10 protein-coding genes, 2 tRNA genes and 3 rRNA genes are annotated in these 16,931 nt (G+C 57.5%); 12 read left to right on the top strand and 3 right to left on the bottom strand.

The features are described 5' to 3' along the window. The first annotated feature begins 173 nt into the window (after nt 1-173). The 6 genes from QMK54_RS22335 (at nt 174) to mrdA (ending at nt 7,487) form a co-directional block, all read left to right on the top strand. A 16S ribosomal RNA gene (locus QMK54_RS22335) occupies nt 174-1,710 on the top strand. Nucleotides 1,711-1,831: 121 nt separating this feature from the next. After that, nucleotides 1,832-1,908, top strand: a tRNA-Ile gene (locus QMK54_RS22330). A gap of 10 nt (nt 1,909-1,918) precedes the next feature. After that, nucleotides 1,919-1,994: transfer RNA gene (locus QMK54_RS22325), tRNA-Ala, on the top strand. 239 nt (nt 1,995-2,233) lie between these two features. Continuing rightward, nucleotides 2,234-5,125, top strand: a 23S ribosomal RNA gene (locus QMK54_RS22320). A gap of 156 nt (nt 5,126-5,281) precedes the next feature. Beyond that, a 5S ribosomal RNA gene (gene rrf / locus QMK54_RS22315) occupies nt 5,282-5,397 on the top strand. Together the 16S, 23S and 5S rRNA genes with 2 tRNA genes alongside form the textbook arrangement of a ribosomal RNA operon. Before the next feature lie 197 nt (nt 5,398-5,594). Continuing rightward, nucleotides 5,595-7,487, top strand: a complete 1,893-nt coding sequence (gene mrdA / locus QMK54_RS22310; protein WP_320401369.1) for a penicillin-binding protein 2 — start codon at nt 5,595-5,597, stop codon at nt 7,485-7,487. Nucleotides 7,488-7,499: 12 nt separating this feature from the next. Here the strand turns inward: mrdA and QMK54_RS22305 are convergent, their stop codons facing one another. Continuing rightward, on the bottom strand, nt 7,500-8,459 hold the full coding sequence (locus QMK54_RS22305; protein WP_110661558.1) for a LysR family transcriptional regulator: 960 nt from the start codon (nt 8,457-8,459) through the stop codon (nt 7,500-7,502). 151 nt (nt 8,460-8,610) lie between these two features. Here QMK54_RS22305 and QMK54_RS22300 point away from each other — a divergent pair, with 151 nt between their 5' ends. The 6 genes from QMK54_RS22300 (at nt 8,611) to QMK54_RS22275 (ending at nt 14,790) form a co-directional block, all read left to right on the top strand. Beyond that, the gene (locus QMK54_RS22300; protein ID WP_110661560.1) at nt 8,611-9,912 is read left to right on the top strand and encodes an MFS transporter; all 1,302 of its coding nucleotides are present in this window, start codon (nt 8,611-8,613) and stop codon (nt 9,910-9,912) included. Further along, on the top strand, nt 9,909-10,664 hold the full coding sequence (locus tag QMK54_RS22295; protein ID WP_110661562.1) for a class II aldolase/adducin family protein: 756 nt from the start codon (nt 9,909-9,911) through the stop codon (nt 10,662-10,664). The genes QMK54_RS22300 and QMK54_RS22295 overlap by 4 nt, the downstream gene beginning before the upstream one ends. Further along, nucleotides 10,661-11,590, top strand: a complete 930-nt coding sequence (locus QMK54_RS22290) for a 2-hydroxyacid dehydrogenase (RefSeq protein ID WP_110661564.1) — start codon at nt 10,661-10,663, stop codon at nt 11,588-11,590. Before QMK54_RS22295 ends, QMK54_RS22290 begins: the two co-directional genes overlap by 4 nt. Before the next feature lie 806 nt (nt 11,591-12,396). Continuing rightward, nucleotides 12,397-13,776, top strand: coding sequence for an MFS transporter (locus QMK54_RS22285; RefSeq protein ID WP_320401368.1), 1,380 nt, complete (start codon nt 12,397-12,399; stop codon nt 13,774-13,776). Between the two features lie 17 nt (nt 13,777-13,793). Next, a complete protein-coding gene (locus QMK54_RS22280; RefSeq protein ID WP_223593373.1) occupies nt 13,794-14,186 on the top strand; it encodes a RidA family protein in 393 nt (130 codons plus the stop codon). Continuing rightward, the gene (locus tag QMK54_RS22275) at nt 14,179-14,790 is read left to right on the top strand and encodes an RraA family protein (RefSeq protein WP_320401367.1); all 612 of its coding nucleotides are present in this window, start codon (nt 14,179-14,181) and stop codon (nt 14,788-14,790) included. Before QMK54_RS22280 ends, QMK54_RS22275 begins: the two co-directional genes overlap by 8 nt. Here the strand turns inward: QMK54_RS22275 and QMK54_RS22270 are convergent. Both QMK54_RS22270 and QMK54_RS22265 read right to left on the bottom strand, forming a co-directional pair. Further along, the gene (locus QMK54_RS22270; RefSeq protein WP_110659464.1) at nt 14,787-15,704 is read right to left on the bottom strand and encodes a LysR family transcriptional regulator; all 918 of its coding nucleotides are present in this window, start codon (nt 15,702-15,704) and stop codon (nt 14,787-14,789) included. The genes QMK54_RS22275 and QMK54_RS22270 overlap by 4 nt on opposite strands. Before the next feature lie 95 nt (nt 15,705-15,799). Further along, nucleotides 15,800-16,930 (bottom strand): glycosyltransferase family 4 protein, encoded by a 1,131-nt coding sequence (locus QMK54_RS22265; protein ID WP_223593379.1) that lies wholly within the window; start codon nt 16,928-16,930, stop codon nt 15,800-15,802. Nucleotide 16,931: the final 1 nt, after the last annotated feature.

The raw sequence follows: 16,931 nt of genomic DNA, 5'->3' as shown, positions 1-16,931 counted from the left end.
ATCTTAACCAACCGCTCTTTAACAACTGAATCAAGCAATTCGTGTGGGTGCTTGTGGAGTCAGACTGCTAGTCAACAGATTATCAGCATCACAAGTTACTCCGCGAGAAATCAAAGATGTAACCAACGATTGCTGAGCCAAGTTTAGGGTTTTCTCAAAACCCAAAGATGTTTGAACTGAAGAGTTTGATCATGGCTCAGATTGAACGCTGGCGGCAGGCCTAACACATGCAAGTCGAGCGGATGACGGGAGCTTGCTCCTGAATTCAGCGGCGGACGGGTGAGTAATGCCTAGGAATCTGCCTGGTAGTGGGGGACAACGTTTCGAAAGGAACGCTAATACCGCATACGTCCTACGGGAGAAAGCAGGGGACCTTCGGGCCTTGCGCTATCAGATGAGCCTAGGTCGGATTAGCTAGTTGGTGAGGTAATGGCTCACCAAGGCGACGATCCGTAACTGGTCTGAGAGGATGATCAGTCACACTGGAACTGAGACACGGTCCAGACTCCTACGGGAGGCAGCAGTGGGGAATATTGGACAATGGGCGAAAGCCTGATCCAGCCATGCCGCGTGTGTGAAGAAGGTCTTCGGATTGTAAAGCACTTTAAGTTGGGAGGAAGGGCATTAACCTAATACGTTAGTGTTTTGACGTTACCGACAGAATAAGCACCGGCTAACTCTGTGCCAGCAGCCGCGGTAATACAGAGGGTGCAAGCGTTAATCGGAATTACTGGGCGTAAAGCGCGCGTAGGTGGTTTGTTAAGTTGGATGTGAAAGCCCCGGGCTCAACCTGGGAACTGCATTCAAAACTGACAAGCTAGAGTATGGTAGAGGGTGGTGGAATTTCCTGTGTAGCGGTGAAATGCGTAGATATAGGAAGGAACACCAGTGGCGAAGGCGACCACCTGGACTGATACTGACACTGAGGTGCGAAAGCGTGGGGAGCAAACAGGATTAGATACCCTGGTAGTCCACGCCGTAAACGATGTCAACTAGCCGTTGGGAGCCTTGAGCTCTTAGTGGCGCAGCTAACGCATTAAGTTGACCGCCTGGGGAGTACGGCCGCAAGGTTAAAACTCAAATGAATTGACGGGGGCCCGCACAAGCGGTGGAGCATGTGGTTTAATTCGAAGCAACGCGAAGAACCTTACCAGGCCTTGACATCCAATGAACTTTCCAGAGATGGATTGGTGCCTTCGGGAACATTGAGACAGGTGCTGCATGGCTGTCGTCAGCTCGTGTCGTGAGATGTTGGGTTAAGTCCCGTAACGAGCGCAACCCTTGTCCTTAGTTACCAGCGCGTTATGGTGGGCACTCTAAGGAGACTGCCGGTGACAAACCGGAGGAAGGTGGGGATGACGTCAAGTCATCATGGCCCTTACGGCCTGGGCTACACACGTGCTACAATGGTCGGTACAGAGGGTTGCCAAGCCGCGAGGTGGAGCTAATCCCACAAAACCGATCGTAGTCCGGATCGCAGTCTGCAACTCGACTGCGTGAAGTCGGAATCGCTAGTAATCGCGAATCAGAATGTCGCGGTGAATACGTTCCCGGGCCTTGTACACACCGCCCGTCACACCATGGGAGTGGGTTGCACCAGAAGTAGCTAGTCTAACCTTCGGGAGGACGGTTACCACGGTGTGATTCATGACTGGGGTGAAGTCGTAACAAGGTAGCCGTAGGGGAACCTGCGGCTGGATCACCTCCTTAATCGACGACTCAGCTGCTCCATGAGCTCCCACACGAATTGCTTGATTCATTGAAGAAGACGATAGAAGCAGCTTTAAGCTCCAAGCTGATAGCTCACGCTAACAGTTACAAGCTCGAAATTGGGTCTGTAGCTCAGTTGGTTAGAGCGCACCCCTGATAAGGGTGAGGTCGGCAGTTCGAATCTGCCCAGACCCACCAATTTTGTTATGGGGCCATAGCTCAGCTGGGAGAGCGCCTGCCTTGCACGCAGGAGGTCAACGGTTCGATCCCGTTTGGCTCCACCATAAACTGCTTCGAAGTTTAAGAGTTTAGAAATGAATATTCGGTAATGAATATTGATTTCTAGTCTTTTGATTAGATCGTTCTTTAAAAATTTGGGTATGTGATAGAAAGATAGACTGAACGTTACTTTCACTGGTAACGGATCAGGCTAAGGTAAAATTTGTGAGTTCTCTTAGTTGAGAAATTCGAATTTTCGGCGAATGTCGTCTTCACAGTATAACCAGATTGCTTGGGGTTATATGGTCAAGTGAAGAAGCGCATACGGTGGATGCCTTGGCAGTCAGAGGCGATGAAAGACGTGGTAGCCTGCGAAAAGCTTCGGGGAGTCGGCAAACAGACTTTGATCCGGAGATGTCTGAATGGGGGAACCCAGCCATCATAAGATGGTTATCTTGTACTGAATACATAGGTGCAAGAGGCGAACCAGGGGAACTGAAACATCTAAGTACCCTGAGGAAAAGAAATCAACCGAGATTCCCTTAGTAGTGGCGAGCGAACGGGGACTAGCCCTTAAGTGGCTTTGAGATTAGCGGAACGCTCTGGAAAGTGCGGCCATAGTGGGTGATAGCCCTGTACGCGAAAATCTCTTAGTCATGAAATCGAGTAGGACGGAGCACGAGAAACTTTGTCTGAATATGGGGGGACCATCCTCCAAGGCTAAATACTACTGACTGACCGATAGTGAACTAGTACCGTGAGGGAAAGGCGAAAAGAACCCCGGAGAGGGGAGTGAAATAGATCCTGAAACCGTATGCGTACAAGCAGTGGGAGCCCACTTTGTTGGGTGACTGCGTACCTTTTGTATAATGGGTCAGCGACTTATTTTCAGTGGCGAGCTTAACCGAATAGGGGAGGCGTAGCGAAAGCGAGTCTTAATAGGGCGTCTAGTCGCTGGGAATAGACCCGAAACCGGGCGATCTATCCATGGGCAGGTTGAAGGTTAGGTAACACTGACTGGAGGACCGAACCGACTACCGTTGAAAAGTTAGCGGATGACCTGTGGATCGGAGTGAAAGGCTAATCAAGCTCGGAGATAGCTGGTTCTCCTCGAAAGCTATTTAGGTAGCGCCTCATGTATCACTGTAGGGGGTAGAGCACTGTTTCGGCTAGGGGGTCATCCCGACTTACCAAACCGATGCAAACTCCGAATACCTACAAGTGCCGAGCATGGGAGACACACGGCGGGTGCTAACGTCCGTCGTGAAAAGGGAAACAACCCAGACCGTCAGCTAAGGTCCCAAAGTTATGGTTAAGTGGGAAACGATGTGGGAAGGCTTAGACAGCTAGGAGGTTGGCTTAGAAGCAGCCACCCTTTAAAGAAAGCGTAATAGCTCACTAGTCGAGTCGGCCTGCGCGGAAGATGTAACGGGGCTCAAACCATACACCGAAGCTACGGGTATCACTTAGGTGATGCGGTAGAGGAGCGTTCTGTAAGCCTGTGAAGGTGAGTTGAGAAGCTTGCTGGAGGTATCAGAAGTGCGAATGCTGACATGAGTAACGACAATGGGTGTGAAAAACACCCACGCCGAAAGACCAAGGTTTCCTGCGCAACGTTAATCGACGCAGGGTTAGTCGGTCCCTAAGGCGAGGCTGAAAAGCGTAGTCGATGGAAAACAGGTTAATATTCCTGTACTTCTGGTTATTGCGATGGAGGGACGGAGAAGGCTAGGCCAGCTTGGCGTTGGTTGTCCAAGTTTAAGGTGGTAGGCTGGAATCTTAGGTAAATCCGGGATTCTAAGGCCGAGAGCTGATGACGAGTGTTCTTTTAGAACACGAAGTGGTTGATGCCATGCTTCCAAGAAAAGCTTCTAAGCTTCAGGTAACCAGGAACCGTACCCCAAACCGACACAGGTGGTTGGGTAGAGAATACCAAGGCGCTTGAGAGAACTCGGGTGAAGGAACTAGGCAAAATGGCACCGTAACTTCGGGAGAAGGTGCGCCGGTGAGGGTGAAGCATTTACTGCGTAAGCCCACGCCGGTCGAAGATACCAGGCCGCTGCGACTGTTTATTAAAAACACAGCACTCTGCAAACACGAAAGTGGACGTATAGGGTGTGACGCCTGCCCGGTGCCGGAAGGTTAATTGATGGGGTTAGCTAACGCGAAGCTCTTGATCGAAGCCCCGGTAAACGGCGGCCGTAACTATAACGGTCCTAAGGTAGCGAAATTCCTTGTCGGGTAAGTTCCGACCTGCACGAATGGCGTAACGATGGCGGCGCTGTCTCCACCCGAGACTCAGTGAAATTGAAATCGCTGTGAAGATGCAGTGTATCCGCGGCTAGACGGAAAGACCCCGTGAACCTTTACTATAGCTTTGCACTGGACTTTGAATTTGCTTGTGTAGGATAGGTGGGAGGCTTTGAAGCGTGGACGCCAGTTCGCGTGGAGCCAACCTTGAAATACCACCCTGGCAACTTTGAGGTTCTAACTCAGGTCCGTTATCCGGATCGAGGACAGTGTATGGTGGGTAGTTTGACTGGGGCGGTCTCCTCCTAAAGAGTAACGGAGGAGTACGAAGGTGCGCTCAGACCGGTCGGAAATCGGTCGTAGAGTATAAAGGCAAAAGCGCGCTTGACTGCGAGACAGACACGTCGAGCAGGTACGAAAGTAGGTCTTAGTGATCCGGTGGTTCTGTATGGAAGGGCCATCGCTCAACGGATAAAAGGTACTCCGGGGATAACAGGCTGATACCGCCCAAGAGTTCATATCGACGGCGGTGTTTGGCACCTCGATGTCGGCTCATCACATCCTGGGGCTGAAGCCGGTCCCAAGGGTATGGCTGTTCGCCATTTAAAGTGGTACGCGAGCTGGGTTTAGAACGTCGTGAGACAGTTCGGTCCCTATCTGCCGTGGACGTTTGAGATTTGAGAGGGGCTGCTCCTAGTACGAGAGGACCGGAGTGGACGAACCTCTGGTGTTCCGGTTGTCACGCCAGTGGCATTGCCGGGTAGCTATGTTCGGAAAAGATAACCGCTGAAAGCATCTAAGCGGGAAACTTGCCTCAAGATGAGATCTCACTGGGACCTTGAGTCCCCTGAAGGGCCGTCGAAGACTACGACGTTGATAGGTTGGGTGTGTAAGCGCTGTGAGGCGTTGAGCTAACCAATACTAATTGCCCGTGAGGCTTGACCATATAACACCCAAGCAATTTGACTACTCGAAAGAGCATCAGATTGCGGTGTGTGAAGACGAAAGAACCGAAAGTTCGAAATGCTCACAAAACACCAAGCTATCACATACCCAATTTGCTGAAGCGCGGCCAGCTGGCCACGACTCAGTACCCGAATTTCTTGACGACCATAGAGCGTTGGAACCACCTGATCCCATCCCGAACTCAGCAGTGAAACGATGCATCGCCGATGGTAGTGTGGGGTTTCCCCATGTGAGAGTAGGTCATCGTCAAGATTAAATTCCGAAACCCCAATTGCGAAAGCAGTTGGGGTTTTGTTTTTGCGCTCGAAAAAAGAGCCGAGCCAGCCAAGGTCAATTGTGAAAAAAATCACACGAACCAGGCTCCACGCTTTTGGTATGGTGCAGCTCATTTTTAATGGACTGAGTTTGCGCCCACGGATCGGCGTTCTTTTCAAAGAGTTGCTGTACAAGTGCCTGAACCGATACCGATCAAGGACCATGAAAAAGAAACACGCCTGGTCAACAAGAGACTCATGGCCTGCGCCCTGTTCGTTGCCGCCATTACCTGTGCGCTGGTGGTACGTCTGTATGTCCTGCAGGTAGTCGAGTTCGACTATCACTCCACCATCTCCGAAAACAACCGCGTCCACGTCCTGCCGATTACACCTACCCGCGGATTGATCTATGACCGCAACGGCGTACTCCTTGCGGACAACCGTCCTAGCTTCAACCTGACCATCACCCGCGAACTCGCCACCGATGTTAAAAGCGAGCTGGACGAGGTGGTCAATCTCCTGCACTTGCCCGCCGAAGACCGCTCGCAGTTCGACAAGGCGATGAAGCAGGCACGTCACCCCTTCGTACCCGTGACGTTGTTCTATGAACTGAGCGAAGAACAGATCGCGGTTCTGGCCGTCAATGAGTTCCGTTTGCCGGGCCTCGATGTCGAGCCGCAATTCGTTCGACACTACCCATTGGGCGCGCACTTCGCTCATTCGGTCGGCTACGTCGGACGTATCAACGAAAAAGAGTCAAAGGCTCTGGATACGGTCGAGTACCGAGGCACCCAATCGATCGGCAAGACCGGCATCGAAAAGTTCTACGAGGCGCAACTGCACGGCCATGTCGGTTATGAGGAGGTCGAAACCAATGCTCAGGGACGTGTGCTGCGGGTGCTCAAGCACACTGACCCGGTGCCGGGCGAGAACATTGTCCTTAGCCTCGACGTCAAGCTTCAGGAGGCCGCCGAACAAGCCCTGGGTGATCGTCGAGGCTCGGTAGTCGCGCTGGACCCGTCGACCGGTGAAGTGCTGGCGATGGTCAGCAATCCGAGTTTCGATCCTAACCTGTTCGTCACCGGCATCAGCTCCAAGGAATACTCAACGCTGCGTGACTCCATCGACCGACCACTGTTCAACCGTGTGCTGCGCGGCCTGTACGCGCCAGGTTCGACCATCAAACCGGAAGTGGCAATCGCCGGCCTCGATACCGGTGTCGTCACGCCACAGACTCGTGTGTTCGACCCCGGTTACTACCAACTACCGGATTTCGATCACAAGTACCGCAACTGGAACCACAGCGGCGATGGTTGGGTGGATATGGATGCGGCGATCATGCGTTCCAACGACACCTACTTCTATGACCTGGCACATAAGCTGGGGATCGACCGCCTGCACGACTACATGGCCATGTTCGGACTCGGTGAGAAAGTCTCCCTGGACATGAACGAAGAAGCCTCCGGCCTGATGCCATCCCAGGCCTGGAAGCGCGCCACCCGTCGTCAGGCCTGGTTTCCGGGCGAGACGGTGATTCTCGGCATCGGCCAGGGCTACATGCAGGTCACGCCGCTGCAATTGGCCCAGGCTACGGCGCTGATTGCCAACAAAGGCGTGTGGAATCGCCCGCACCTGGCCAAAACCGTGGATGGCGTCGCGCCGGTGGATGAGCATCCCGTGCCGAACATCCTGCTCAAGGATCCGCGCGACTGGGAGCAGGTCAATCATGGCATGCAGATGGTGATGCATGATGCCCGCGGGATTGCCCGGGCCGCAGCGGCAGGGGCGCAGTATCGTATTGCCGGCAAGAGTGGTACCGCGCAGGTCGTGGCGATCAAGCAGGGCGAACGTTACAACCGCGAGAAAACCCGCGAGCGTAACCGCGACAATGCCTTGTTCGTCGGTTTCGCCCCGGCCGAGCACCCGAAAATCGTGATCTCGGTGATGATCGAAAACGGCGAGGCGGGCGGTCGTGTCGCCGGACCGGTCGTACGGCAGATCATGGACGCCTGGCTACTCGATCAGGACGGGCACCTGAAGCCGCAGTACGCCGCGCCGAGCAAGGCGCCGGGCGATCCCCACGTCTGAATCAGCAGGGCTTCACAGCACAGGCTCACGGATGCTGAGCATGTGCTGGAAGCTCTCGAGGAACACCGTTTCGGCCTGGCTCATCTTCTGTTCGCGATTCCACAACAGCTGGATATCGAAATCCACCACCCCGTCTTCCGGTGGCAAGCGCCAGAGCAGGCCTTGCTCGACATCCCGGTGCACCAAATGCGTGGGCAAGGCGCCAATGCCGTAACCTGCACAGATCAGGCGGTAAATTTCTTCGAAACTGGTGGATGATGCGACGATCTTACCGGTGAAACCTTGCTGGTCGCGGAACAGCGTCAAGGGTGAAAGATTGCCGCCCAATTGATCGCTGGTGAAGCTGACGAAATTTTCCGCAGCGAGCTGCTCCAGGGTCAGGTTCTCTTGCCCGAACAACCGATGCCGCTGACCGCAAAAGTAAGCGTAGGTCTCGCGAAACAGCACCCGTTGTTCCAGCCGTGGCTGTGGCAAACGGCACAATCCGACGCCGATCGTCGCAGTCTTTTGCAGCAGCGAGCTGATGATGTTCGAACTGCCCATCACCTCGACTTCCAGCTCGATTTTCGGGTGGGTTTCATGGAAGTCAGCGAGGAAATCATCGTAATGCCGAGCCTGAACACCGCTGACGGTGAGAATACGAATCTTGCCCACCAAGTCGTCATGACGGCTCTCCACCACTGTCCCCAGGCGTGAAATATCACCGTAGATATCCGCCGCTATGCGCAGGACTTCTTCCCCGGTTTCCGTCAGTTCAAAGCGTCGCCCACTGCGGGCAATCAACACACATTCCAGTTGTTCTTCCAGGCGTTTCAGCGCCTGGCTGACGGCCGACTGGGTGATGTGCAGTCGCGCGGCGGCACGACTCATGCTGCCCTCCTGGCCGATGACCAGATAGGTGCGCAGCAGGTTCCAGTCGAGGCGGTCATTGAGAAAGCGCCGGCCGACCCAAGGGTTGGAAGTGGAGGGCATAAAACCTCATGCAGTAGCAGCGCTAATAGTAAAGATAAGAATTTGAAAATTGACTAATCCTGGCACGGAAGCGATAAAGCCCACAAGCGCCACAGAGCGCAACCGTCACCCTCAACACCTGCCCAAAACTATAAGTACACAGGGTCCTTGTATGCACACTACCGCCCAACCGCGCCGAGCCGCGGCCGCTGCCTTCATTGGCACGACCATCGAGTTCTACGACTTCTACATCTACGCCACCGCGGCGGCATTGGTGCTCGGGCAAGTATTCTTCCCCAGCAGCGACCCGGTCATGAGTACCCTCGCCGCGTTCGGCAGTTTCGCTGTCGGCTTCATTGCCCGTCCCATGGCCGGCATGGTGTTCGGTCATCTGGGCGATCGTCTCGGGCGCAAGAAAATGCTGCTGGTGACCATGGCCCTGATGGGCATCGCCACCGCCGGGATTGGCCTGTTGCCGAGTTATGCCAGCGCCGGTATCTGGGCACCCATCGGGCTGATCGTCCTGCGTGTGATCCAGGGCATCTCGGTCGGTGGCGAGTGGGGTGGGGCGGTGCTGATGGCCAGCGAGCATGCGCCGGCCAAGCGCAAGACGTTCTATGCCTCGTTCGCCCAACTCGGCAGCCCGGCCGGATTGTTGCTGGCCCTGATCGCTTTCCGTCTGGTGACGTCCCTTGAGCCAGAGGAGTTCCTCGCTTGGGGTTGGCGCCTGCCGTTCCTCGCCAGCGGCGTGTTGATGATGGTCGGCCTGTTGATCCGTTCCGGGGTTCACGAGTCGCCGGAATTCGCCAAGGTCCAGGACAATAACGAAACCGCCAAGTATCCGGTGATGGAGGTGATCCGCACCTGCTGGCGGCAGATCCTGTTCGCCGCCGCGGCGGTGACCATCGGCTCGGCCGGGTTCTTCTTCACCAATACTTTCATGATTACCTACGTCACCCAATACCAGGGCATTGCCCGGTCGACGATTCTCGATTGCCTGTTTCTGGTGACCGTCATCCAGTTGCTCTCGCAACCGGTCTCGGCGCTGCTGGCTGAACGCATTGGCGAAGCGCGTTTTCTCAAGATGGTCGCGCTGCTGTGCATGGTCACCCCGTATCCGATGTTCCTGTTGGTCGGCACGCAGAACATTCTGTTGATGACCCTCGGCATCGCCTTGGCCGTGGTGATTCTCTCGGCGCTGTACGCGGTGATCGCCGGCTACATGACCCAGGCCTTCCCGGTGCACCTGCGCTACTCGGGCATTTCCATCGCTTATCAACTGGCTTGCGCCGTGGCCGGGGGCACCACGCCGCTGATCGGCACCCTGCTGGCCAGCAAGTTTTCCGGACAATGGTTGCCCCTGGCGGTGTTCTTCACCTTGCTCTCGGCCCTGTCCCTGATCGGTGTTTGCGGCCTGGCCCGCCTGCGCGCCAACCCGGTCGTCACCCACGCTGCTAAAGAGGTGTATTCGTGAGTAAACCTGCACACATCGACCCGGTTGAATGGCAAGCCCGTTGTGAACTGGCGGCACTGTATCGACTGGTTGCGCACTTTCGCATGACCGACCTGATCGACACCCACATCACCCTGCGGATTCCGGGACCTGAACACCACTTCCTGATCAATCGCTACGGGGTGATCTTTGACCGTATGCGCGCCTCGGACCTGGTGCGTATCGATCAGGAAGGGCGGGTGGTCGATCCAGAGTACGCAGGCCATCGGGTCAACGCAGCAGGCTTCGTGATTCACTCGGCGATCCACATGGCGCGCCCGGACTTGAACTGCGTGATCCACACCCATACCGCGGCCGGCATGGCGGTTGCGGCACAGAAACAAGGCTTGCTGCCGATCAGCCAGCACGCGCTGAAGTTCTACGGCAAGCTGGCCTATCACACCTACGAGGGCATCGCGCTGTCGCTGGATGAGCGCGAGCGCCTGATTGCCGACCTCGGTCCGCACCGGGCGATGATCCTGCGCAATCACGGCCTGCTGGTTGGTGGTTCGGGGGTGGCCCAGGCGTTCCAGGAAATCCACTTCCTGGAGCGCGCCTGCCAGGCCCAGGTGCAGGCCCTGGCCGGTGGTTCGGCATTGCATTACCCGTCACCGCAAGTGTGCGCGCACACTGCCGAGCAGTTTGACCGTGATGAGCAGGACAACATCATCGACCTGGCCTGGGAGGCCGCCCTGACCCTGATCGAATCCCAGCGCGAGTCCTATCTGTCATGAACACTGTGGTTCTGTTGTCCCGCGACACCTTGCTGCTCAAGCAATTGCAGGCCGCGTTTGCCCGCAGCGCGCCGCAGCTCACTGCCGTGCTGGCCGACGATTCCCGGGCAGCCGATGCGCAGATGGCGGCGTGCTGGTTTCCGTTGCCGGGCAGTCTCGGCGAGTTGCCGAACCTGCAGGTGATTCACTCCGTGGCCGCCGGCATCGATCACCTCGATCACGACCCGTCGTGTCCGGATCTACCGATCTGCCGCGTGGTCGACCCGGGCCATCGCCAGGGCATGACCGAGTACGTGCGTTGGGCGGTGATTCACTATCATCGTGGTTTCGACCAAGTGCTGTCGCAGCAACCGAAACAGCACTGGGAGCGGCCGCTGCAACGGGCGGCGGGGCAGTTCAAGGTTGGTGTGATGGGGCTCGGCTCGCTGGGCAGCGCAATTGCCCTGGATCTGGTCGCGGCGGGCTATGACGTGCGCGGCTGGGCGCGGCGCAGCAAGGACTTGCCGGGTGTGCGCACCTGCGCCGGAGCGGAGGCGTTGAACCCGTTTCTCGACGGCGTCGAGTTGCTGATCAACCTGCTACCGCTGACCAGTGAAACCCGCGGCATCCTCGGCCGTGCCACTTTCGGACAGCTCGCCAACGGTGCGGCACTGGTCAACTGTGGGCGCGGCGCTCATTTGAATATCGATGACCTCGAACGGGCCTTGGCGAAAGGGCAATTACGCGGTGCCTTGCTGGATGTCTTCGAGCAGGAACCGCTACCGGCCGATCACCGGCTGTGGACGATGCCCGGCGTCACCATCACCCCGCACATGGCCTCGGCGGCTTCCCATGACTGTATTGCCGAACAAGTAGCGGAGAACTTCCGTCGATTGAATGCCAGCGAAGCGTTATTGAACTGTGCCGACCGATTGCTGGGTTATTAAGCCAACCGCTATCCCGTTAAAAATGGATCTTCACGCAATCCCGGAAAACACTGATTACGCAATATCTGTAGGAGCTGGCTTGCCAGCGATGGTCGTTAACGATAACGCGTGTAAACCGGATAAACGCGGCGTACTGGAGTCCATCGCCGGCAAGCCGGCTCCTACAGGGTTTGGAGCTCACGCGGTCTCGTGTAGGAGCTGGCTTGCCAGCGATGGTCGTTAACGATAACGCGTGTAAACCGGATAAACGCGGCGCACTGGAGTCCATCGCCGGCAAGCCGGCTCCTACAGGGTTTGGAGCTCACGCGGTCTCGTGTAGGAGCTGGCTTGCCAGCGATGGTCGTTAACGATAACGCGTGTAAACCGGATAAACGCGGCGCACTGGAGTCCATCGCCGGCAAGCCGGCTCCTACAGGGTTTGGAGGTCACGTGGTCTTTTGTAGGAGCTGGCTTGCCAGCGATGGTCGTTAACGATAACGCGTGTAAGCCGGATAAACGCGGCGTACTGGAGTCCATCGCCGGCAAGCCGGCTCCTACAGGGTTTGGAGGTCACGTGGTCTTTTGTAGGAGCTGGCTTGCCAGCGATGGTCGTTAACGATAACGCGTGTAAACCGGATAAACGCGGCGTACTGGAGTCCATCGCCGGCAAGCCGGCTCCTACAAGAGACCGGTTCCAAGCCCCAAAAAGGCCCTGCGAACTCGCCCGCTCAATTGGGCGAGCCATAACAACAACCTTCGCCTCAACCGTTTTACTGCCAGTCAAAACAATTAAATAACGAGTTCTTGAAGAATTCCTGGAGACAGTGATGAGCGATCTATCGTCCGCAGAAAAGTCCGGCGCACCACCGGAAGTTGCAATCAGCATGAAAAAAGTCGCGGTGGCCAGCGTGATCGGCACCACCGTGGAATGGTACGACCTGTTCGTGTTTGCCACCGCGTCGGCGCTGGTGTTCAACAAAGTGTTCTTCCCGGATTTCGTGCCGCTGATCGGTACGTTGCTGGCTTTCGGCACCTTCGCTTCGGCGTATCTGGCGCGTATTGTCGGTGCGGCGTTGTTCGGGCATTTCGGGGATCGCCTGGGACGCAAGTCGATGCTGTTGATCTCGCTGTTGACCATGGGCGCGGCCACCTTCGCCATCGGCTTGTTGCCGGACTTTGCCACTATCGGTATCTGGGCGCCGATCCTGTTGTTGCTACTCAGGGTCGTGCAAGGCCTGGCATTGGGTGGCGAGTGGGGCGGGGCGGTGTTGATGGCGGTGGAACATGCGCCGGCCAACAAGCGCGGCCTGTACGGTTCCTGGGTGCAGATCGGCGTGCCGGCCGGCACCATGATTGCCAACCTGGCTTTCTTGTTGATCGCGGCGTGGCTGTCCCCCGAGGACCTGTTGGCCTGGGGCTGGCGCATTCCCTTCCTGGCCAGCGTATTGCTGATCGCCGTCGGCTTGTACATCCGTCTGAACATCTCGGAAACCCCGGCCTTCAACAAGGTCAAGGAAGCCGAAGTGCAAGTGAAAATGCCGCTGGCGGAAGTGTTCCGCAAGTACTGGAAGCAAGTGGTGCTGGGCGGTATTGCCACCATGTCCACGGGGGCTTCGTTCAATATTATCGTCGCGTTCGGTTTGACTTACGGCACGCAGAACCTTGGTTTCAGCCGCAGTGTGATGCTCGGTGTGGTGCTGTTGTCCTGCGCCTGGTGCATCCTCATGTTGCCGGTATTCGGCGCGCTCTCGGATCGTGTCGGGCGTAAGCCGATCATTGTCGGCGGCATCATCGCCGAAGCACTGGTGGCGTTCCCCATGTTCTGGTTGATGGACACCAAAGAGCTGTCGATGGTGGTGTTCGGTTACCTGTTGTTGATGACCGCGTTCGCCGCCAACTACGGGCCGATCGCGACTTTCCTCGCTGAACTGTTCGGCACTCGCGTGCGGTATTCCGGGTTGTCGATCAGCTACATGTTGTCCGGTCTGCTCGGCAGCGCGGCAACGCCGATTGTCACCACGGCATTGCTGGCCGCGACGGGCAAAGGCTCTTCGGTGGCCTGGTACATGATCGGCGCAGCCCTGATTTCCCTGGTGGCGTTATTGCTGCTGACCGAGACCTTCAAGAAAGACATCAGCGAAGTTCCCGGCGTTGTCCCGACAAACGATCCGGCCCCCGGCAAACCCTTCAAATCCGCTACGGCCTGATCCCAGGAGTAAAAAACATGCGCAGAATTCAATCGGCCCCGGGCTACATCGGCCCGGTCGGCCCTTACTCCCAGGCCGTGGTCAGCGGCCACCTGGTGTTCACCGCCGGGCAGATTCCGGCCCAAGGCAGTCTCGACGACCAGCCTGCTGATTTTCCCGAGCAAGTACGGCAAACCTTGCACAACCTTGAAGCGATCCTGATTGAAGCCGGGTCCGGTTTCAGCCACGTGATCAAGGTCAATGCCTACCTGACCGATCCCGCGCAACTGGAGCCGTTCAACGCCGTGTACCGCGAGTTCCTCGGCCATGCGCCGCCAGCTCGCACCACGGTGTGCGTGGCACTGTGGGGCGTATCGCTGGAGATCGACTGCGTTGCCGAACTGATAACCAGGGAGCCGCAACATGGATGAAGCACAACTGATCGAACAGTTCAACGCGGTGAGCTTTCCGACCCTCGGGCATTTTCTCGAAGAGGGATTTGCCGACCCGCAATTGCGGGCCATGGTGCCCAATGTGAAAGTCGTTGGCCGTGCGTTGACCCTGAAACTGGTGGGCGCCGATGCCATTGCCGTCAACCAGGCCCTGGCGCGGATCAGGCCGGGCGACGTGCTGGTGATCGACACCGGGGGCGACGATCGGCACGCGCCGGTCGGGGCGGTGACGAGCTGCGCGGCACGCTGCGCCGGGGCGGTGGCCATTGTCGTGGACGGCGCGGTGACTGATCTGCTGGAGCTGCGCGAAGCCGGGTTACCGGTGTTCGCCCGTGGCACCAGCCTGTTGACCACCAAGCTGCACGGTCGCGGCGACAGTGCAATCAATCAGCCCATCCACTGCGCCGGGGTGAGGGTGCAACCGGGGGATTGGGTGCTGGCGGACGATAACGGCGTGTTGTTTCTTGACACGGCATCGGCGGTGGCTGTCATCGAGCAGGCGCTGGCTTCGGATCGCGCCGAGCCGCGCCTGCTTGAACGCCTGCGCGCCGGTGAGAAGGTCGCACAGGTCTTGCGCGTCTAGTCCGTCAGCCGTTGTTGCAGGGTTTCGAGAAAGATCGTCTCGGCCCGGCTCATGCGCTGTTCGCGGTTCCACAGCAAATGAATGTCGACATCGGCAATCCCTTCGTGGGGCGGCAGGCGCCAGAGCAATCCGGCGTCGACGTCGGCCGCCACCACGTGCTCGGGCAAACAGCCGATACCGAAGCCGGCGATCACCAATCGCCGGACTTCCTCCAGGCTCGGTGATGAGGCGACGATGCGGCCGCTGAAACCCTGCTGATCGCGGAAAATCGTCAGTGGCGAGAGCATGCCGCCGATCTGGTCGCTGGTGAAACTGACGAAGTTCTCCCGTTGCAAATCCCCTTCGGCGACGTCCTGTTGGCCGAACATCGCATGATGCTTGCCGCAGAAAAACGCATAGCGCTGACGCAGGAACAAGCGCTGCTGCAGGCGTGGCTGCGGGCGCCGATTGAGGCTGAGGCCCAAGGTCGCGGTTTTTTCCTGGAGGGCGCTGACGATGTCGGAGCTGCGCATCACATCGACTTCCAGATCCACTCGCGGGTATTGGCGATGGAAGTCGGCGAGGAAGTCATCAAAGCGTTCGGAGAAGATCCGGCTGATGATCAGCAAGCGCACTTTGCCGATCACTTCGTCGGCCGGTTGTTCCAGCACGCTGCTGACCTGGGACATTTGCCCGTAGATCTCCCCGGCCAGGGCGAAGATCTGCTCGCCGACTTCGGTCAGGGCAAAGCGTGGCCCGCGGCGGGCAATCAACTGGCGGCCCAGTTGTTCTTCCAGGCGCTTGAGGGCCTGGCTCACGGCCGGTTGCGTCAGGTGCAGGCGGGCGGCGGCGCGGCTGATGCTCAGCTCCTGGCCAATCACCCGAAAGGTGCGCAGCAGGTTCCAGTCCAGACGGTCATTGAGCAGGCGTTGCATAGGCGGTCAGCAGTCAGGAAAAGGTTGATAGAGAAAGTCGACGGCCTGCACACGTCGTGCGCAAGCCATGGAAATTCTACATCGCCGGATCGGCGTCATGCGTAGGCGAGGGCTTTTTCTTCCAGCAGCTCCTCATACAAGGCCGCCCATTTGCGGCCCATTTCGTCCGCGGTAAACAGATTTTGATAGCGGGCCTGCGCCTTCTCGCCCATTTGTGCTGCCAGCAGCGGGTTTTCCCAAAGCGTGCGCATCGCCTCGCGGAACGCCAATGGATTGCTCGGCGGCACCACCAGCCCGGTCTCGTTGTGGATGTTGATGTAACTGGTGCCCGTGCCAATCTCACTGGAGATCATCGGTTTGCCATACATCGCGCCCTCCAGCAGAGAAATGCCAAAGGCTTCGGAGCGCAGGTGTGACGGGAACACCACCGCATAACTCAGCTCGAGCAGGGCGACCTTGTCTTCGTCACCGAGGAAGCCGAGGAAGTGCAGGTTCTGCAGGCCCAGCGCCCTGGCCTGGGCATGCAGTTCTGCTTCCAGCGGGCCGGCGCCGACTATTACCACGGGATAGTTCAGCCCCTGCATCGCTTCGAGCAGGATGTGCAGCCCTTTGTAATAGCGCATCACCCCGACGAACAGGAAGAACTTGTCCCCCAGCTTCTGGCGCCAGCGCTCGGTCCGTGCCGCGTCGTGCTTCGGATAACCCGACTTGTCCAGGCCGTAGGTAATGACCCGGGTCTTGTCCCGGTAGTCCTTGAGCACATCGCTGGTGTGAAAGTAGTTGGGGGACGCCACGGCGATTCGATCCGCGCTGTCCAGGAACCGGCGCATCAATGGACGGTACAGTTTGAGCAGATGACGCTGGCGAATGATGTCGGAGTGGTAACTCACCACGCAGGGTTTTTTGCTGGCACTGACAAAGTGCACCAGGTCCATGAAGGGCCAGGGGAAGTGGTAGTTGACCACGTCGGCCTCAGCCGCGAGCTCACGAAACTGCTTGAACACGCTGTAGGAAAAACCCGTGGAGGCGAGTTGAAAGTCCATCCTGGCCTGTCGCACCTGGTGCTCGCGGATCTGCAACACGTCCGGCGCCGGGTTATTGCTCAGGGTCAGTACCGTGCTGTCGACACCATGGCGCGCACCGCTTTCGCTCATCTGGAAAATGACTTGCTCGATGCCACCCATGGAGTCGGGCAAGTAGGTTTTGTAAAAGTGCAGAACGCGCATA

It is taken from the genome of Pseudomonas sp. P5_109 (assembly GCF_034009455.1).
Taxonomy (GTDB): domain Bacteria; phylum Pseudomonadota; class Gammaproteobacteria; order Pseudomonadales; family Pseudomonadaceae; genus Aquipseudomonas.
The sequence above is the reverse complement of the archived record's forward strand: the minus strand, read 5'-3'. Positions and strand labels throughout refer to the sequence as shown.